Origin of the sequence: Rahnella woolbedingensis, assembly GCF_003602095.1 — a bacterium.
GTDB classification, from domain to species: Bacteria; Pseudomonadota; Gammaproteobacteria; order Enterobacterales; family Enterobacteriaceae; genus Rahnella; species Rahnella woolbedingensis.
On sequence record NZ_RAHH01000003.1, the window covers coordinates 123,365 to 142,385 of the forward strand.

Here is a 19,021-nt window from a genome sequence, read left to right on the forward strand (position 1 = left end):
GCCAGCGACTTTCGTCACTGGCTTTTCGCATTAATCACTCAGATCTCCGCAGCCTGATCCTGCGGTATCGGGCAACATTTACCCGCTAATGATTACTCAATATTAGATTCGATGAACCACAGGAATTTATCCAGGTCGCGTGATGCGGCGGTGAAAATATCTGCGGTGTCTTCATCTTCCACTTCGCCGATAGCCTTGCGGGTATCGTTGGCGACAACGGCAAAACGATCTGCCAGCGCTTTCAGGTGTTCCTGAACGGTATGGATGTTGGTCGGGTAGCTTTTCAGCGGGGTTTTATCGTTAACAACCTGCACGGTACCCAGCGCCACCCCCCCTAACTGCACCACGCGTTCTGCGATGGTGTCCTGATGATCGATAACTGCTGTGCGGAATCCATCAAGCATTTCGTGCACGGCGATGAAGTTTGCGCCACGCATATTCCAGTGTGCTTGTTTGATAATCAATGACAGATCAATATATTCGGTCACCAGGCGGTTCAGCACCTTGATCGTATTGAGTTTGACGCTTTCATCTAAATCATTGCGTGTATAAATAAGCTCAGAAGATTTCGTTTTGACCAGTTTAGCGGTACTCATATTCATATCTCCTTGTTTCATTAAAATTAATTGCTACAAACGTGTTTCTCAACTGCATTCAGTATAGCAATAAATCGAAATTTTGCAGGACAGCTGTTCCTATCGCTTTGATAGTATCTGTCTAATAGACAATTTCGCAATTGAGAGGCCACCTTATCACGCTGATTTTTAAGGTGGATAGGAATTTTCCTGAACATGGGGGATATTAAGGCGGAGATAATAAAATAATGCTGATAATAATTTTCATTCCGCTGTTAGAATATTATTAAATGTAAGCTAAAATGTTGGTGTGTATATTTTCGCCGTGGTTTGTATAAGAGAGTGGTTTATTCATCGTAAGTAATTACTGTCATGAATTAGTATTTCAAAAAGATAACGGCAGGGGACACCTGCCGTTTTATATTGTTATGTCGCCGATCATATTCCCGCAGGGGATCAAAGCGCCAGAGCACCGCTGTACAGTACCGCACCGGTCGGTTGTCCGGTCGGCGAGCCTCCGCGTGGTTCCAGACTTATCGCCAGCGTATAACCCGGATCAGGCATTTTTTCTGCCAGCGCCAGCTGCGTCGGTTGTTGCGTATTCAGCAGGCCGAGCGAACGTGGTTTCCCGCCCGGCGGAATCGCCCACAGTTCAAGGCTGCGGTTGTCGGCAATACCCTGCGCTTTCAGCGGTGTCAGCATCAGGCTGCGCGTGCTCATATCAACACTGACCACCCATTGCCCGTTCTGCGCACCGTCGCTGCTGGCGAGAATAGCCACCGGCGTCGGAGCTTCGGGCTGAACCAGCAGGCGTGGGATAAGTAACAGCGCCGCAAGTCCGGCGGCCAGCGCCCAGCCGATATACGCGCGCACCGGCCTTTTGGCGGGCACCGGTAACCTGGCGGGTTGCAGTGCAAGATTATGCTGAATGCGTTTCCACACCGAAGCGGGCGGGAAAACCGGGACAATCTGATTATCCAGCTGTGTGAACGCTTCCTGCCAGCGGGCAACTTCTGCCGCCAGTTCCGGGTCATTTTGAATTTTTTGCTCGAACTGAATTCGGGCTGCGCCGCGCAAGGTGCCGAGCGCATATTCAGCCGCGAGGGCAGCATGATAATGGCTTCTGCTTTTCATAGTCCTACGCAGCTCTTTAAGTGATCCAGGGCGCGACGGATCCAGCTTTTAATCGTCCCCAGAGGTTGTTGTAGATGTGATGAGACCTCACCGTGCGACAGGCCCTGATAATAGGCAAGGGTCAGGCTTTGTCTTTGTTCGGCAGGAAGGTGCGAGAGGCAGTCGGCCAGTATTTTGGCGTCGCTGTCCTGTTGCAGCCGTTGCAAGGGTTCATCGCTGTCGCTGGCATCGTATTCGCCCTGATTGTCATCCAGTTCATCTAACTGGTTGTCGCTCCCGCGCATCCAGTCGATGGCGCGGTTGCGGACAATGTGGGTGAGCCAGGTCATCGGGGAACTCAGCGCCGGATTATACGAACCGGCGCGGTTCCACGCGGTGATATAGCTGTCATGCAATACTTCTTCTGCCCAGGCGTGCCGGCGCAGCATTCTCAGCGCGACGGCAAAAAGCCGGGGGGACGTCAGACGGTATAACTGCTCAAATGCCTGTCGATCGCCAACGGCCATGGCGCTCATCAGTTGACGCTGTACTTCCAGCGCTTTCTCTGGTGTTGGCTTTACTAAAAAATTGTCATGCATTCGCCCGTCCTGACTTGCTGAGGTGCAGTTTCATAAAGAAATCATGCACTCAGTATAGCCGGTATTATTTTGGCATCAGCACGGTATCAATGACGTCGATCACACCGTTCTTCTGCTGGACGTCATAAGTACTGATATTGGCGACATTCCCTTTGCCATCTTTCAGCTGAATATTGTGCGGTCCATTGTTCATGATCCACAGTGGCTGGCCGTTTACGGTTTTCAGTTCCGCCGTTCCGTTGCCTTTTTTCAGCAGTTTTTCGAGATCTTTCATTTCATACTTACCGGCCACTACGTGGTAGGTCAGGATGCTGGTCAGCGTGGCTTTGTTCTCAGGTTTCACCAGACTGTCGACGGTGCCTGCGGGTAATTTAGCGAAAGCGGCGTTGGTCGGCGCAAACACGGTGAACGGACCTTTACCCTGCAGGGTATCCACCAGACCGGCGGCTTTCACAGCGGCAACCAATGTGGTGTGGTCTTTCGAGTTCAGGGCGTTTTCTACGATATTTTTAGAAGGATACATTTCAGCGCCACCGACCATGGTGGTGCTTTGGGACATCATTGCAGCCATTGACGCAGTGCTCAGCAGCAGGGAAGCACAGATAGCGGTACGGATTAATGTTTTCATGATGTAGTCCTTTGTCGTTGAGTAGGTAAGGTCTTGCCTCACATCTATACATACGAATGACCCCCCGCTTTTGGATGCAGGAAAAACGATAAAAAATCGAAATTAATGAAAGTATTTCTCAACCTGTTGATAGAAAAGAATAAACAGGGAATAAAAAAGAGAAAAGAAAAAGCCACGTCGTCTGAACGTGGCTTTTTTAACTGGCAGGGGCGGAATTTTTACAGGAAAGATTACTTGCCGGAAGGATTATTGCCGGGAATATCGACCGTTTCTATTTTCGTTTTCCGCTGAAGCGTTAGCGTCGAACCCGCCGATGCCGCGATAATGGCCGCCAGTCCGAGCCACTGTGTGCCCGTCAGGAACTCGCCGAGGAAGATAATGCCGGAAAGCGCCGCCATCGCCGGTTCCATGCTCATCAGCGTACCGAAGGTTTTGGCCGGTAATTTGGTCAGCGCCATCATTTCCAGTGAATAAGGGATAGCCGAAGTGAGCAGGGCGATAAGCAGGCCCAGCGGCAGGATTTCCCAGCTGAATATAGACGTCTTCGCCTGGATGACACCGATAGGGAAGAATATCAGTGCGGCAATCAGCGAGCCCATCGCGGCGGTGCCGGGGCCATAGCTGCTGCCTGCACGTTGTCCGGCAAGAATGTAAATCGCCCAGCACGCGCCCGCAATCAGGGCAAAACAGGCGCCTTTGAGATCAACACCGCCCGCGCTTTGCCCGATTGGCAGCAGGAAAAGTAATCCGGTGACAGCCAGCACCACCCAGACAAAATCAACAGGTCTGCGCGAAGAGAACATGGCGACGGCCAGCGGGCCGGTAAATTCCAGTGCAACGGCAATGCCGAGCGGCACGGTACGCAGCGCCAGATAAAAGGAGTAGTTCATGCAGCCCAGTGCCAGACCATACATCAGCAAGGATCGCAGATTGCCGCCGCGCATTTTCAGGCGCCACGGACGGAAATAGAGTAATAACAAAATCGAGCCGATACCCAGTCGCAACGCGGTGACGCCTTGCGGCCCGACTACCGGGAACAACGTTTTGGCCAGTGACGCGCCGCCCTGCAAGGAAAGCATGGCTACCAGCAGCAACAGGATCGCCACCAGGGGAGATGATTTTTTAGGTAAAGCCGGAACCGGAGGGCTGTTGTTATTTGTCGCAGGCGGCAGAGCGGTCTGCGTTTCCTGCGGCGAATTCTGTCCTGAATGAGTCATCCTTTGAGCCTTTTGAGGTGATTCCATTAATACAGAATCTTTTAGATTTATAGTTTTGAAAAGAAAGGTAAAGCACGGTCAGTGTAGAGGGAAAACGGGAGAGAAAAAATCCTGAAAAAAAGTTTTTTTCAGAACGTGTTTTTTTAAAAGAAGCGAAAAAACGCCTGAAAAGTGTCCGTTTTTTGTCCATCTAATTAGGAATTATCTGCTAATTTCAAAAAGTTCAATAAGTTTAACTTATAGTTTATGTGACGAAAATCCCAATAAAATGAATGAAATAGGTAGTACTGGAAACTTCCTGTTACACCATATGATGCTTTGGACATCTTAATTGAGGCAGAGTTTCACACTGTTTTTTGTTATATTTTCGAACGTGAAGGTTACTTTGGTTTCTCATTTGAGGTGGTTACGATGAAAAAAATCGCATGTCTTTCCGCATTAGCTTGCGTAGTAGCACTGGGCGCATCAAGCGCATTCGCTGACACCAGCACCGTTACCGCTGGTTATGCTCAGGGTGATATGCAAGGCGTTGCTAACAAAGCAAACGGCTTCAACTTAAAATACCGCTGGGAACAAGATAACAACCCGCTGGGCGTTATCGGTTCTTTCACTTACATCGAAGATGACAGCACTCCGGCATCGGGTGACTACCGTAAAGGTTCTTACTACGGCATCACTGCAGGTCCTGCTTACCGTCTGAATGACTGGGCTTCCATCTACGGTGTTGTAGGTGTGGGTTACGGTAAATTCCAGTACACCGAAAACACGGCTTCAACCGCTGACCGTTCAAAGTCTGACAGCAGCGATTACGGCTTCTCTTACGGTGCTGGTATGCAGTTCAACCCAATCAAAAACGTTGCTCTTGACGTTTCCTACGAACAGTCCCGCATCCGCAGTGTTGATGTTGGTACCTGGATCGCAGGCGTGGGTTACAGCTTCTAATTCTTCGCCCTGCGTAACGCTTTGCCGTTACACAACCGCGAAAACAAAAACCGCTCAATTGAGCGGTTTTTTTATGGCTGTCATATCAGGATGTTCATCAAATCCCGCTATACCAGTTATAGCCCTGATCTTCCCAGTAGCCGCCGGGGTTCTCGTTGGTGACGAAAATCGCGCCGATGTGCTTGGCATTTTTGAAGCCGAGCTTGGTGGGCATCCGCAGACGGAGCGGATAACCGAAATCCGGAGGCAAAGGCTTACCGCCGAAATCCAGCGCCAGAATGGTTTGCGGATGCAGCGCCGTCGCCATATCGATGCTGGAATAGTAGCGGTCGTCGCATTTAAACCCGACATATTTAGCGGTCAGATCCGCGCCGACGTGCTGTAAAAACGTTTTCAGCGGCACGCCTTTCCACTGCCCGATGGCGCTCCAGCCTTCAATACAAATCAGACGGGTGATCTGACTTTCCTGCGGCAGTCGCTGCAACTGTTCCAGCGTCCACGGGGCTTTCTTTTGTACCAGACCGGAGACTTCCAGCCGGTAATTGGGGATGTCGATCTCCGGCACGTTATATTCCGGATAATAGGCATTGAACCTGAACGGCGTGGTGATTTGGTCGGCGCGGTAGGTTTGTGCCAGTTTCTGGCCGCTGAACAGCCAGCCCTGCACGCGATCATTCCAGCGTGACATCGCCCACAGCACTTTATCGACCTCGTCACCGTCTTGCAGATTACAGCCAGTCAGCATCGAAACCGCGCCTAACGTGAGACCTGAACGCAATAACATTCGGCGCTGAATATTGACCAGCTGTTTGCGCTGATCGGGCTCAAGAATAATTTTTGGCCGGCGTGATTTATCACTCATCGGCGCTTTCCTCCGTACTTATCTTTTTGCCGCCGGTCAGCATCGCCACGAAGGTTTTAGGCACCAGCAGAACCATCAGTACGTGAATAATGACGAACAGCATCACGCCGCTCATCGCAAAAAAATGCACATAACGCGCGATATCAAAACCGCCGAACAGCCACACCAGCCCGCTGAACTGCACGGGTTTCCAGATGGATAATCCGGAAAGCAAAAGCAATACGCCGAGCACCAGAACGCCGCTGTACATCAGTTTTTGTACGGCGTTGTACTGCCCGAGTTTGTGGGGAAGTTTGAATGTCAGCGCACGAACGGTATCGCGCCAGACGGAACCGGGTGAAAAGGGCAGGAAATCGCGTCTGAAATGGCCGCTGAAAAAGCTCCACAGAATATAGAAAAGGGCGTTAGCTGCCAGCAGCCACATCACCGCCAGATGCCAGGCGATGTTACCGCCCAGCCAGCCGCCGAGAGTTGTGTTTTGCGGGAAGGTGAACGCGAAAATCGGGTCGGCGTTATAAATCCCCCAGCCGCTCATGACCATGCCGATCATGGCCAGCAGATTGATCCAGTGACAAATGCGCACCGGCCAGGAATGCACCCTGCGTTTTCGAAGGGGAGAGGGCTGAGGTTTCACGGAAAAACTCCTGTTGTCCGGTAAGGCCGTCAGGCCGGATTACATTGGTGGCGTGACGCCGTCTTTACCCGCAGAAATGCCGCGTGCAACCAGGGAACCTTTGTCATCTTTCATCGCAAACAGTACGACTTTGGTGCCCGGTTTCAGCAGGCTGCGGTCGCCCGGCGCCAGCAGAACGACTGGGACATCGTCGGGAACGACAACCGTTTTCTCTGCATCATGGTATTTAACGGTCAGCGTGCGGCCATTGCTGTTAACCAGTTTGCCGACGGTGCCGTTGGTCATGGTGTTGATTTTGCCGTCCGGCGATTCAAACGGGTTGAAACCCTCGCCACTGCCGCGCAGGCTTGGCGCGAATACGTGAACTTCCAGCGCTTTCAGCGTGCCGTTCGCTTGTGGCACGGCGGCTGTGCCGATGAAGCTGTCAGCTTTGATATCACTGATCTGGCCTTTGGTGACGGAGTTGATGCGGGTTTTGTCGGTGAGCTTAACGTCGAGTTTTTCGCCCTGACGGGTGGTGATTTGTACGGATGAGTCATTAACGGAATCGATGGTTCCGCGCGTCGGTTTGATCACGTTATCGGCGGCGAAAGCCGTTGCCATTGTGCTGCTCATCAGCAGAGAACCCAGTAACAAACCCGCAAGACGTTTGGTGGTATTCATTTTTAAATCTCCAGTTTCCGGCGTTATTTCATTTGGTTAAAAGAATCACTGAACCTGACAGTGATGAATAACTTCATTAAGAGTGGACGATAAACCGGGATCGGCTGATGACAAATTGATGACAAAATTGTCATCAAAGGTGTCTGGCGAAACTGATAAACTTGCCTGTGAATCATTCTTTGGGAGAATGGTCTTGCGGCGCTGAGGGCCTGAATGCGGATACTGGTGATTGAAGATGATGTCAGTACGGGCGATTACCTGAAAAAAGGGCTGACCGAAGCCGGTTACAGCGTCGATCTGGCGCGTAACGGAGCCGACGGCCTGTTTCTGGCGCTGGAAGAAGGCTATGACACGGTGATCCTCGACGTCATGCTGCCCGGCCTCGACGGCTGGCAGGTGATGGAAGTCCTGCGCAAGAAAAGCGACGTGCCGGTGCTGTTTCTGACGGCCCGCGATGAAGTGCAGGATCGCATTCACGGGCTGGAACTGGGCGCTGACGATTATCTGATCAAACCGTTCTCCTTTACCGAGCTGGTATTGCGCATCCGCACGTTGCTGCGCCGTCCTGCCGCCCGCGAGCCGGATATTTACTCCGTTGCTGACCTTAACCTTGATGTCCTGCGCCGCCGCGTGACCCGTCAGGATCAGACCATCGCGCTGACCAATAAAGAATTCATGTTGTTACAGCTGCTGATGCGCCGTGAGGGCGAAGTGCTGTCACGCACCATGATCGCCTCGCAGGTATGGGATATGAATTTCGACAGCGACACCAACGTGGTGGATGTCGCCATCAAACGTCTGCGTGCCAAAGTTGACCGCGCCTTTGAGCTGAAACTGATCCACACCGTACGCGGCATTGGCTACGTCTGTGAGGTGCGCAATGTCTGATATTAGCGCTGTTAAAACACCTGTCCGGGCCATGTCACTGACCCTGCGCGCCACGTTACTTTTTGCGCTGATCGCTTCGCTGGTGGTCAGTGCCGTAGGCTTTTATCTCTATTACTCGATGGGGAAAGAGCTGGTGCGCCGTGCGGATTATCAGGTCAGCGGGCGCGTACAGTATTTTCACCATCTGCTGGCGGACGAATTTCCGCTGTCGCAGCTGACCCGTAATCCCGGCCTGTTCGAAAACATGCTCGGTAATGAACGCGACATTCTGACCTTCAGCCTCACCGGTCAGGCGCCGCTTATCAACGTCAATCCTTCCCGTCTGGTCATCCCGCCCGTTGCGCCGGTGCCGGACGGTCAGCCGCTAACGCTGCAAACGGTTCACGCGCTGAGCGCACCGGATGGTACGCCGGTGCGCTTTGCCCGTGCGGCGGTGAAAATTCAGGACGGGCGAACCGTCGAAATTACCGCCGCCCATTTTATGACTGAAGAATCGCGTCTCTTAGAAACCTTCCGCTGGGAAATTATTGGCGCAGTTTTGTTTGCGTATCTGCTGATAGCGGCGCTGGGTTATCTGGTTATCCGTCGCGGATTAAGACCACTGCGTAATATGGCGCGGGAGGCAACGCAGATCCATCCGGCCAGCTTATCGACACGGCTGAGCACCGACAAAGCGCCGCAGGAATTACAGCAGCTCATCCTTTCTTTCAACGACATGCTGGAAAGGCTGGCGGAAGGTTATCAGCGGCTGACGCAGTTTTCTGCTGACCTGGCCCATGAAATCCGCACACCGGTGGGGGCGCTGATGGGGCATTGTCAGGTGGCGCTGTATCAGCCACGCACGGTGGAAGAATATGAAACGCTGCTGGCAAATAACATGGAAGAACTGGAACGCATCTCGCGAATGGTTGAAAACATTCTGTTCCTGGCGCGTGCTTCGGATGCGCGATCGGTTCTCACCATCACCAGTATTGATGTTTCATCGGAAATTACGCGCATTCAGGAATACTTTGAAGGGCTGGCGGAAGAGCGTGAAATGACACTTCACGGTGCCGGGCGTGGAATATTGCAGGCCGATGCGATTTTATTTCAGCGGGCGCTGAGCAATCTGGTGGCTAATGCGGTGCGTTATGGGCGGGAAGGAAGCGAAATTGTGTTGCGCGCCGAACCTCACAACAAAGGCATGAACATCCACGTGATCAGTCAGGGTGACCCGATCCCTGCGGACAAGCTCGGAAAACTGTTCGACCGTTTTTATCGCGCTGACGCATCGCGCAGTGAAGGCGGCAGTTCCAGCGGGCTCGGTTTATCGATAGTTCAGGCCATTATGGCGCTGCATCAGGGCAGTGTGAGTGTAGAAAGTTCAGCGCAGGGAGAAACGCGTTTCACGCTGTCCTTTCCATCAGCCGATCACAAACTTTCTCAATAATCGCTCAACAAGTTCCAAAATGAGTCAGAAAAGTATGAAACCGACATTGCTATTACATTGAAACATAAGAAATTCGTTAATTTTGTAACATTATCACATTGGAAGTTATGAATCAGTTTGAACGATTATACGCGTCCCGGGGTCTGATTTATCCTAAGGAGCAGGTTCCATCCTCCGGTACGAGCGGTCTTTATGACGTAAACAGACTCACAAAAGAGCCATTTATTTCTAATGCAAAAATTACGATCACTTTCGCAACAGAGCATTTCTTTGTTCATTGCACTTTATCTTGGGATTTTACTGAACCTTCCGATTTTCTTCCGTCGTTTCGAGCAACTGCATTATGACAATGCCTTGTCCATTGCTGTTGAAGCGATCGCCTGTTTCGCGCTGGTCTACTTCCTTTGTATGTTGTTGTCCTATACCGGAAAAACCGTTTTCCGTGTGCTGATGACGGCCATTGTTATTTCCTCTGCTGCTGCCAGCTATTACATGATCCTGTTCAACGTCGATATCGGTTACGGTGTTTTGGCGGCGGCGCTGGCCTCGGACTCGATTGATTTATCGAAAGAATCTGTCGGTACGCACTTTATCGTCTGGACGGTGCTGGTCAGCCTGATCCCCGTTCTGCTGCTGTGGCTGAGCAGAATGCCGGGTGCATCGCTCAAACAAACCACCTTTAAAAAGCTGGCAGTGAGAACCATGCTGCTCGCGGTTTCCGGGCTGATTTGTTATATGCCGCTGCGCCTGATGGGCAAAGTGCAGGATCGCCACGATATCGTTAATAACCGCATGATGGCGAGTTATGGCGGCGTGGTCGCAGGGACGTATTCGCCGTCGAACTGGCTTTCGGCACTGGGTTTATACACCTACAGCAGTTACAGCCAGGCGGAAGACACCAAAAACCTGTTCGATCCGGCCAAACACTTCACCTACACCGCCCCTGCTGATGCCAAAGATATGTATGTGGTCTTTGTGATTGGCGAAAGTGCGCGTCGCGACCATATGGGCTTGTACGGCTACGACCGCGACAACACACCGAATCTCGACAAAGAGAAAAATCTGGTCGCGTTGCAGGGATATTCCTGCGATACCGCGACCAAACTTTCCCTGCGCTGTATGTTTGTGCGTGAAGGCGGCGCTTCCGAAGAACCGCAACGAACCCTGAAAGAAGCCAACGTGTTTTCTGTGCTGAAAAGCAACGGCTGGAGCTCTGAGCTGTATTCCATGCAAAGCGAAGCGTGGTTCTACAATAAAACCCGCGCTGATGATTACTCACTGCGTGAAAACATTGCCTCTGAAAAGCGTAACGCCGGTAAGCCGGTGGATGACATGCTGCTCATCAATGAAATGAAAGATTCGATGAACAATCATCCGCAGGGTAAACATCTGATTATTCTGCATACCAAAGGCTCGCATTATCTTTATTCCGACCGTTATCCGCGTTCTTTCGCCAAATATAAGCCGGAATGTATGGGCATTGATGATTCCTGTTCTACACAAGAGATGATCAACGCATACGACAACTCGCTGCTGTATACCGACTATTTCCTGTCGCAGGTCTTTGACCAGCTGCGCGATAAAAATGCGATTGTGTTTTATGCCTCCGATCACGGTGAGTCGATTTCCAAAAGTATGCACTTCCACGGCACACCGCGCGATCATGCGCCGATTGAACAGCGTACTGTGCCGATCATGGTCTGGGCGTCTGACAAATTCCTGTCTAACGATCAGAACAAAGCCAGCTTTGAACAGTTGCAAAAAATGGCTGCTGAGAAGAAACCGGCTTTCCATGAAAAACTGTACGACACCATTCTCGGCTGTATCGGCTACACCTCGCCAAATGGCGGGATAGTCGAGCAACATAACTGGTGCCATGTGCCTGATCAGGCTGCTGCCGCAAAATAATTCCCGCTAAAAATGCCGCCTTTTTCCGATCAACGGGAAGGGCGGCGACTTCCTTCTGGTCGATGCCCCTTTTTTGAGTCACAATTGCTTAACACGCCTTTAAGGTATTCTTTTTGCTTTTTTTATCAGGGCCGATAACCGATGCAAGCATTACGAATCACTCTCTGTGTCCTGACAATCATTATGACGTTGCTCACGCTGTTGCCTTTTTCGCGCAATCAGCGCTGGTGGGTACGTGTCTGGGATTTTCCGCGATTACAGATGGCGGCGTTATGCCTGCTGTTTTTGGTGACTGAGCTACTTATCCTGCCTTATGGTGACCTCACGGAAGGCATTATTATTGTTCTGACCGTGGGCTGTATGGCCTATCAGAGCTGGTGGATTTTGCCTTACACCCCTTTTTACCGGGTGCAGGTGAAGAAAACCGCCTCCGGCAGTCATTCGCGTATCAAAATCATGAACAGCAATGTGCTGACCACTAACCGCAAAGCCGGTCTGCTGATTGAGCAAATTCGCCAGCATCAGCCGGATATACTGGTATTGCTGGAAACCGATCAGTGGTGGGAAGATCAGATGGCGGTGCTGGATGCGGATTACCCGCACAGCCTGCGTTGTCCGCTGGATAATCTCTACGGCATGCACGTCTATTCCCGCCTGCCGATGCATTCGGCAAAAATTCAATTTCTGGTGGCAAACGATATTCCGTCGATGCATTTTCGTGCCGAATTGCCTTCCGGCGAGCAGGTGGTGATGCACTGCCTGCACCCGATGCCGCCAAGCCCGACGGAAGCTGACGAATCCACTGACCGCGATGGTGAACTGGTGGCCGTTGGTCATACGGCAGCCAAAGCGACCTATCCGACGATTGTGACCGGAGACCTGAATGACGTCGCATGGTCGCGCACCACGCGCCTGTTTATGAAAATCAGCGGCCTGCTGGATCCGCGCCGTGGCCGGGGGATGTTCAACACTTTCCACGCCAGCTATCCGTTCCTGCGCTGGCCGCTGGACCACGTTTTTCATAGCAAAGATTTCACTCTGGTCAGTCTTCAGCGTCTCGGATTTATGGGTTCAGACCATTTCCCGATCCTGGTGGAACTGGCGTTGACACCCTGCGAAGGGCAAGATCAGGAATCGCTGGAAATCGACGAGGAAGACCTCGAAGAAGCGGAAGAAAAGCTGACCAGTGCCGGAGTGAAAAGCACTGACGTACACCGGGCAGAAAAACTCAACATGCCTGTCTGCGGGTAATCAACATGACAAGTGAGCGCGACCGCCTGCCGCTGGCGGAAGATTTACGGGTGTTTCTGGCGGTGGTGAATAAACAAAGTTTTGCCGCTGCGGCAACAGAACTCGGTCAGTCCCCGGCGTATGTCAGTAAGCGGATTCAGATCCTCGAAGAGTCACTGAATGCCCGTTTGCTGCACCGTTCAACACGCGGTGTACGCCTGACGGACGAGGGCGAAAGGGCCCGTCGCTGGGCGCTGCAAATTCTGGATAACTTCGATCAGTTTATCGGTGATTTGTCGGACTCACGCACCGAACCGCGTGGCAATGTGCATATTTGCAGTTCGTTCGGCTTCGGACGTTGTCACGTTGCGCCAGCCGTGGCTGAACTGGCGGAGCGGTATCCGCTGCTCAATCTGCGGCTGGATTTGTTCGACCGCGTGGTGGATCTGGTCGCTGACGGAATCGATTTGGAAATTCTGGTGGGTGACGATATTCCCGAGCAGCACATCGGCAAAAAGCTGGCGCAGCATCAGCGTATTTTGTGTGCCTCTCCGGCGTATCTGGCCGCGCATGGCATTCCGCAAACACCGGATGATCTGGCGCAGCATCAGTGTCTGGTGCTCAAAGAGCGCGACAATCTGTTTGGCATCTGGCCGCTCACCGCTGGCGGCCACGAGCACCGCGTGCGGGTAAAAGGCGCGCTTTCATCGAACAGCGGCGAAGTGGTTTTGCAGTGGGCGCTGAAAAATCACGGCATTATTTTACGCTCACAATGGGACGTGCAGCCGTATCTCACCAGCGGCGAACTGATTCAGATATTGCCAGGCGTCAGCCAGCCCGCCAGCGTGTGGGCGGTGTATCCGACGCGTCTTGCGGATTCCGCCAAACTGCGGGTTTGCGTCGAATTCCTTCAGCAGCGGTTCAGCCAGTTACTAACATAGCGCCGTTTTTACACGGCGCTTATGACACGGCAGTTCAGGCCAGCCACGGATTGTTTGCCAGATGTGATCGCTGAAACTGACGGATATCGTCGCTGTAACGCAGCGTATTACCGACCGCATCCAGCCCGTTAAGTAATGACAGTTTGCTCAGCTCATCAATCGTAAAATCAATCACTTTGTCGTGATGCAAAATAATCTTTTGCTGCGGCAAATCGACGGTGATTTCGTTGTTGTCCGCGCGCGTCACTGCCTGCGCGACCTGTGCCCATTGTTCAGGACTCAGCTGTACCGTCAGCACGCCGTTACGCTGGCAGTTGTCGAAGAAAATCCCCGCAAATGTCGTGCCGATCAGCGCACGGATCCCCAGCTGTTTTAATCCCCATACCGCATGTTCGCGGCTGGAACCGCAGCCGAAGTTCGGCCCGACCAGCAGGAATTTGGCGTTCTGCCATTCAGGCTCATTGAGGATAAAAGCCGGATCCGGTGAACCATCCGCCAGAAAGCGCAAATCGAAAAACACTCCACCCTCTAACCCGCTGCGGTCGATGCCTTTTAAAAACTGCTTCGGCATGATCACATCGGTATCGACATTGGCGGCGGGCAACGGCGCAGCTACGCCGGTTAATACGTTAAAAGCCTGCATTTTATTCTCCTTACAGTTCCCGGATATCGGTCAGATGACCGGAAATCGCAGCGGCAGCGACCATCGCCGGGCTCATCAGATGGGTACGCGCGCCCGCACCCTGCCGGCCTTCGAAATTACGATTCGTGCTGGATGCGCAGCGGTCGCCCGGCGAAAGCACGTCATCGTTCATCGCCAGACACATCGAGCAGCCGGACTGACGCCATTCAAAACCGGCGCGGGTAAATATCTCCGCCAGACCTTCCTGCTCGGCCTGCGCTCTTACCTGGCTGGAACCGGGCACAATCATCGCGCGGACGGTCGGTGCGACGGTTTTTCCGCGAACCACTTCGGCGGCAGCGCGTAAGTCTTCGATACGTGCGTTAGTGCAGGATCCGATAAATGCATGACTTATGCGGATGCTGTTCAGCGCCTGACCGGCGTGAAGGCCCATGTATTGCAATGCGCGCTGTAAATCCTTGCGGCGCGAGGCATCGGATTCTGCCTGCGGATCCGGCACCTGACCGCTTATTGCCAGCGCCTGATCCGGGCTGGTTCCCCAGCTCACCATCGGCGCGATTTCTGCGGCGCTCAGCTCAACTTCGCGGTCAAAAACGGCGTCCGTATCGCTGTGTAATTCACGCCAGACATTCACGGCATCTGCCCATTGCTGACCTTTCGGCGCACGCGGCTTGTCTTTCAGGTAATCAAATACTTTGTCGTCCGGTGCCATAAACGCGCCACGGGCTCCGGCTTCCACTGCCATATTACAAATCGTCATACGGCCTTCCACGCTCAGCGTGTCGATACCTTCGCCGCAGAATTCAATGGCATAACCGGTGGCACCCGCTGCACCGATTTTTGCCACCAGCGCCATCACCACATCTTTGGCGGTCATGCCTCTGGCGAGCGTGCCGTTAACGGTCACCCGCATCGTTTTCAGGCGTTTATAGACCAGCGTCTGGGTCGCCAGCAGATGTTCAATTTCCGAGGTGCCGATACCAAACCCGAACGCGCCTAACGCGCCGTAAGTGGTGGTGTGGCTGTCGCCAGCAGCAATCACCATTCCCGGCAAAATAAAGCCCTGTTCCGGCGCGACAACGTGTTCAATCCCCTGACGGCTGTCGAGAATATCGAACAGCTCGATGCCAAATTCTTCGCAGTTTTCCGCCAGATAAGAAACCTGACGTGCCCCCCCGGCGTCCGGCATCTGACGGGTACGCAATGGCGCCGTCGGATTCACGTGATCGACCACCGCCAGCGAGGTTTCCGGTCGCCATACCCGGCGGCCTGCATCGCGTAATCCGCTGAAGGCCTGCGGGCTGGTATATTCGTTGATCACCTGCCGGTCGATATACAGCAGCACGTGGCCTTTATCGTCGAGCGTGCGCACCGTGTGGCTGTCGATATGTTTTTCGTAAAGCGTTCTTGGCTTCATTGCATTGCCCTGATAAACGAAGTGGATAACGTCAGCGTCGCAAACTCAGGCGTATCGGGCAACGGGTGGAGTGTGGAGCGTTAAAACACGATCCGTGAAGCAGCAATCTCCATTTGTAGCCTTGTTGCCGGTTTCTCAGCGACTAAGATGGTTAAAAAAGGAGAAACCCATGTTTGAACATTTTACCCAGGGCCGGATGGCCGTTAATGGCACCGAGATTGCCTATCGCATTGCCGGGCAGGGCGAACCGCTGTTATTGCTGCACGGACACCCGCAAACCCAGGCTATCTGGCATAAAGTGGCACCACACCTGCTTTCTCAGTTCACTGTGGTGCTGGCCGATTTACGCGGCTACGGCGACAGCGGCAAACCGGAGCCGGACGCCGGGCATCTGCGCTATAGCAAGCGCGAAATGGCGCAGGATCAGTTTGAGCTGATGGCGGCACTGGGTTTCAGCCAGTTCAGCGTGATCGCTCACGACCGCGGTGCCCGTGTGGCGCACCGGCTGGCGCTGGACCATCCGCAGGCCGTCAAAAAAATGGTGCTGATGGACATCGCCCCGACGCTTTCCATGTACCGCCAGACCACTGAAACCTTTGCCCGCGCTTACTGGCACTGGTTTTTCCTGATCCGCCCGGCACCGCTGCCGGAAGCGTTAATTATGGCCGATGCCGATCTCTATCTGCGCAGTGTGATGGGCAGCCGCAGCGCCGGTATGCAGCCCTTCACCGCAGAAGCTTACGCAGATTATTTGCGTTGTCTGCAACTGGATGGAACGGCACGCGGGATTTGCGAGGACTACCGCGCGTCGGCAGGGATTGACCTGCAACACGACGAAGTGGATCTGAATGCAGGTCGCAAAGTGAAGTGCCCGCTTTTAGTTCTATGGGGAGAGCAGGGCACGGTTGGCAAGTGTTTTGCGCCGCTGGCGGAGTGGGAAAAGGTGGCGGAAGACGTGCAGGGCGAGGCGTTGCCTTGCGGACATTACATCGCCGAAGAACAGCCGGAACTTTTGCTGGAAAAAGTGCTGCCGTTTTTACGCTAATCAACTGTTTTAAAGTATAAAAACCCGCATTACGCGGGTTTTTTGTCAGCGAAGGTCAGACCGTCTGTTCCGGAAAGGTCAGGGTATTCCCCGGGGCTTCGCGGTTAATGTGCAGGAAGTTCAGATGTCGCTCGTACTGATCGAGAATGTCATTGATCACCTGATGTTTCGTGAAGTCCATCAGGTCATTACCCTGTGTACCTTCCAGCAGAAAAGTTTCCAGACGGTAATAGTGCGATTTACCGGCACGCGCACGATAGGTAAAGGCAGGGACGGCATAACGCACCGGCCAGATCTGATACACAAAGTTCTGCTCTTCCCCCAGCGCCACCTGCAATTCCAGCGGCCCGATTTTCTCGTCTTCCTGTGGCTCATGCTCATTAAACGTCACTCTCGCCCCGCGCAGTTCCAGTTCCTGCGCCACTTCCTGCATCGCCGGACGGCAGACGGTATCCATCATTTTCTGGGTATGACGCGTGCCCGGGTAATTCATCACCCGAGAAAGACGTTGTTTCCAGTTCAGCGCTGCGTCGCTGGTCGTAGGCAGCGGAGCCAGGCTTTGCAGGGTGCTGGCGCGGCGGTAATCTTCCATCCGCAGTGATTTATACAATCCGGCCATGATGAAGAAAATCACAAAGCTGAACGGCAGACCCATAATCACCGTGGTGTTTTGCAGCGCGGAAATCCCGTCGGTCATCAGCATGCCCAGCGTCAGCACGCCGATAGTGACGGACCAGAAAATCCGCAGCCAGTTCGGCGCATCGTTATTAATATCCGCAAGTTTTGAGGTGAAGTTCCCCAGTACCAGCGAGCCGGAATCCGCCGAGGTAACATAAAACAACAGGCCGGTGATGGTGGCGACGGAAGCACTCAGCGTAAAGCCGGGATACTGCGCCAGCAGGCTGTAAACGCCGCGTTCAGGGTGCGCAATCACTTCGTTGGCGAAATCCAGATTGCCGTGCAGGATCTGATACAGCGCACTGTTACCGAAAATCGACAGCCACAGCAGGGTGAAGACAAACGGAATAATCAGCGTGCCAAGCACGAACTGACGGATGGTGCGCCCGCGCGAAATACGCGCCAGGAACAGGCCGACAAACGGCGACCATGCCACCCACCAGGCCCAGAAGAACAGGGTCCAGCTGTTCATCCATTCGGTCGGACGATCAAAGGCAAAGGTATTGAGCGTCATGCCCATAAAACGGTTGATGTAATCGCCGATGTTGAGCACCAGCGCATTGAGCAGGAATTCGGTGTTACCGAAGAACAGCAGGAACAGAATTAGCCCCAGCGCCAGCAGCACATTGAGTTCCGACAGAATACGGATGCCTTTGTTCACGCCCGAGGTGACGGACACCGTGGCCATCACTACAGAAAGCAGGATTAATGCCGCCTGAACGGTCAGGTTTTCCGGAATGTGGAACAACACTTTCAGTCCGTAATTAAGCTGAACCACGCCGATGCCGAGCGTTGTGGCGATACCAAATATGGTGCCGACCACGGCGGCAATATCCACGCTGTGGCCAATCGGGCCGTTAATGCGCTTGCCGAAAATCGGGTACAGCGCCGAGCGGATAGTCAGCGGCAGGTTATAGCGGTAGCTGAAATACCCCAGCGCGATCCCCATCAGCGCATACATCGCCCAGCCGGTCAGACCGTAGTGGAACAGCGTCCAGGTCATCGCCTGTCGCGCAGCTTCCAGCGTCTGGCCGTTGCCTTCCGGCGGCAGCATATATTGCGTCACCGGTTCGGCGACTGAGAAGAACATCAGATCGATGCCGATCCCGGCCGCAAATAACATCGCCGCCCAGCTCATCATGCTGAATTCGGGTTTGGATTGTTCAGGACCCAGTTTGATCGAACCGAAGCGCGAGCAGGCTATGAACACTACAAACACGATGTACAGCGTCGCCGCCAGCATGTAATACCAGCCGAATGTGGCGGACACCCAGTTGAGGGTCAGACTGATCCATTTTCCCGATAAATCGGTGAAGAAAATGGTCATTAAAGTGAAGGCTAAAATCAAACCTGCGGAGGTGAAGAACACGACCTTATTCAGCTGGTCGCGAGGTTTTTCGCTCTGTTTCTCTGTCGTATCGGCAATCGCCATCGTTTCCCCTGTCTTTCTAATTAATTACTATTTTTCAATAAATTGGCTTCTTACCAACTCCAAAATTCATACAAATTACTAACGTATTGGTAATAAAATATATGCATTTTTAATTGAACGTTCAATCAAAAAAAAGTTAAATAGGTGGCGTAAGAGCGTTAACAAGGTTGTACGAAA

18 protein-coding genes are annotated in these 19,021 nt (G+C 53.0%); 7 read left to right on the forward strand and 11 right to left on the reverse strand.

All coding sequences use genetic code 11. From position 1 onward, the window contains the following. Positions 1 to 92: 92 nt before the first annotated feature. The 5 genes from dps to rhtA all read right to left on the reverse strand — a co-directional run bounded on the left by dps (position 93) and on the right by rhtA (position 4,132). Positions 93 to 596, reverse strand: coding sequence for a DNA starvation/stationary phase protection protein Dps (dps, locus tag D6C13_RS02975; protein ID WP_120131355.1), 504 nt, complete (start codon positions 594 to 596; stop codon positions 93 to 95). 435 nt (positions 597 to 1,031) lie between these two features. Beyond that, a complete protein-coding gene (locus D6C13_RS02980) occupies positions 1,032 to 1,709 on the reverse strand; it encodes an anti-sigma factor (RefSeq protein WP_120131356.1) in 678 nt (225 codons plus the stop codon). Continuing rightward, a complete protein-coding gene (locus D6C13_RS02985; RefSeq protein WP_120131357.1) occupies positions 1,706 to 2,287 on the reverse strand; it encodes a sigma-70 family RNA polymerase sigma factor in 582 nt (193 codons plus the stop codon). The genes D6C13_RS02980 and D6C13_RS02985 overlap by 4 nt, the downstream gene beginning before the upstream one ends. 64 nt (positions 2,288 to 2,351) lie before the next feature. Then, complete coding sequence (locus D6C13_RS02990; RefSeq protein WP_120131358.1) at positions 2,352 to 2,915, reverse strand: fasciclin domain-containing protein; 564 nt, start codon at positions 2,913 to 2,915, stop codon at positions 2,352 to 2,354. A 230-nt stretch (positions 2,916 to 3,145) separates the two neighbouring features. Next, positions 3,146 to 4,132 (reverse strand): threonine/homoserine exporter RhtA, encoded by a 987-nt coding sequence (gene rhtA, locus D6C13_RS02995; RefSeq protein ID WP_120131359.1) that lies wholly within the window; start codon positions 4,130 to 4,132, stop codon positions 3,146 to 3,148. 411 nt (positions 4,133 to 4,543) lie between these two features. Here rhtA and ompX point away from each other — a divergent pair, with 411 nt between their 5' ends. Beyond that, positions 4,544 to 5,074: an outer membrane protein OmpX gene (gene ompX, locus D6C13_RS03000; RefSeq protein WP_120131462.1), complete on the forward strand. Its 531-nt coding sequence runs from the start codon at positions 4,544 to 4,546 to the stop codon at positions 5,072 to 5,074. Positions 5,075 to 5,171: 97 nt separating this feature from the next. Here the strand turns inward: ompX and D6C13_RS03005 are convergent, their stop codons facing one another. The 3 genes from D6C13_RS03005 to D6C13_RS03015 are packed head-to-tail and all read right to left on the reverse strand — an operon-like array spanning position 5,172 to position 7,233. Further along, a complete protein-coding gene (locus D6C13_RS03005; RefSeq protein ID WP_120131360.1) occupies positions 5,172 to 5,936 on the reverse strand; it encodes a molybdopterin-dependent oxidoreductase in 765 nt (254 codons plus the stop codon). After that, positions 5,929 to 6,570 carry a cytochrome b/b6 domain-containing protein gene (locus D6C13_RS03010; protein WP_120131361.1) on the reverse strand — a complete coding sequence of 214 codons (642 nt, stop codon included), beginning with the start codon at positions 6,568 to 6,570 and terminating at the stop codon, positions 5,929 to 5,931. The genes D6C13_RS03005 and D6C13_RS03010 overlap by 8 nt, the downstream gene beginning before the upstream one ends. A 39-nt stretch (positions 6,571 to 6,609) precedes the next feature. After that, positions 6,610 to 7,233: a hypothetical protein gene (locus D6C13_RS03015; protein ID WP_120131362.1), complete on the reverse strand. Its 624-nt coding sequence runs from the start codon at positions 7,231 to 7,233 to the stop codon at positions 6,610 to 6,612. A 213-nt stretch (positions 7,234 to 7,446) separates the two neighbouring features. Between D6C13_RS03015 and D6C13_RS03020 the strand changes: the two genes are divergently transcribed. The 5 genes from D6C13_RS03020 (at position 7,447) to D6C13_RS03040 (ending at position 13,629) form a co-directional block, all read left to right on the forward strand. Further along, complete coding sequence (locus D6C13_RS03020) at positions 7,447 to 8,121, forward strand: heavy metal response regulator transcription factor (protein WP_120131363.1); 675 nt, start codon at positions 7,447 to 7,449, stop codon at positions 8,119 to 8,121. Further along, positions 8,114 to 9,550 (forward strand): heavy metal sensor histidine kinase, encoded by a 1,437-nt coding sequence (locus D6C13_RS03025; RefSeq protein WP_244212624.1) that lies wholly within the window; start codon positions 8,114 to 8,116, stop codon positions 9,548 to 9,550. The genes D6C13_RS03020 and D6C13_RS03025 overlap by 8 nt, the downstream gene beginning before the upstream one ends. Positions 9,551 to 9,781: 231 nt before the next feature. Then, positions 9,782 to 11,458: a kdo(2)-lipid A phosphoethanolamine 7''-transferase gene (gene eptB / locus D6C13_RS03030; RefSeq protein WP_120131364.1), complete on the forward strand. Its 1,677-nt coding sequence runs from the start codon at positions 9,782 to 9,784 to the stop codon at positions 11,456 to 11,458. Positions 11,459 to 11,599: 141 nt separating this feature from the next. Beyond that, positions 11,600 to 12,709, forward strand: coding sequence for an endonuclease/exonuclease/phosphatase family protein (locus tag D6C13_RS03035; RefSeq protein WP_120131365.1), 1,110 nt, complete (start codon positions 11,600 to 11,602; stop codon positions 12,707 to 12,709). A gap of 5 nt (positions 12,710 to 12,714) precedes the next feature. Further along, on the forward strand, positions 12,715 to 13,629 hold the full coding sequence (locus tag D6C13_RS03040; protein WP_120131366.1) for a LysR substrate-binding domain-containing protein: 915 nt from the start codon (positions 12,715 to 12,717) through the stop codon (positions 13,627 to 13,629). A 34-nt stretch (positions 13,630 to 13,663) separates the two neighbouring features. Here D6C13_RS03040 and leuD read toward each other — a convergent pair whose 3' ends face one another. Together leuD and leuC are read right to left on the reverse strand one after the other, a co-directional pair. Continuing rightward, complete coding sequence (gene leuD / locus D6C13_RS03045; RefSeq protein ID WP_120131367.1) at positions 13,664 to 14,272, reverse strand: 3-isopropylmalate dehydratase small subunit; 609 nt, start codon at positions 14,270 to 14,272, stop codon at positions 13,664 to 13,666. A gap of 10 nt (positions 14,273 to 14,282) precedes the next feature. After that, positions 14,283 to 15,689, reverse strand: a complete 1,407-nt coding sequence (gene leuC / locus D6C13_RS03050; protein ID WP_120131368.1) for a 3-isopropylmalate dehydratase large subunit — start codon at positions 15,687 to 15,689, stop codon at positions 14,283 to 14,285. Between the two features lie 169 nt (positions 15,690 to 15,858). Between leuC and D6C13_RS03055 the strand changes: the two genes are divergently transcribed. After that, positions 15,859 to 16,734, forward strand: coding sequence for an alpha/beta fold hydrolase (locus tag D6C13_RS03055; protein WP_120131369.1), 876 nt, complete (start codon positions 15,859 to 15,861; stop codon positions 16,732 to 16,734). Positions 16,735 to 16,789: 55 nt separating this feature from the next. Here the strand turns inward: D6C13_RS03055 and D6C13_RS03060 are convergent, their stop codons facing one another. After that, on the reverse strand, positions 16,790 to 18,844 hold the full coding sequence (locus tag D6C13_RS03060; RefSeq protein ID WP_120131370.1) for a choline transporter: 2,055 nt from the start codon (positions 18,842 to 18,844) through the stop codon (positions 16,790 to 16,792). Positions 18,845 to 19,021: the final 177 nt, after the last annotated feature.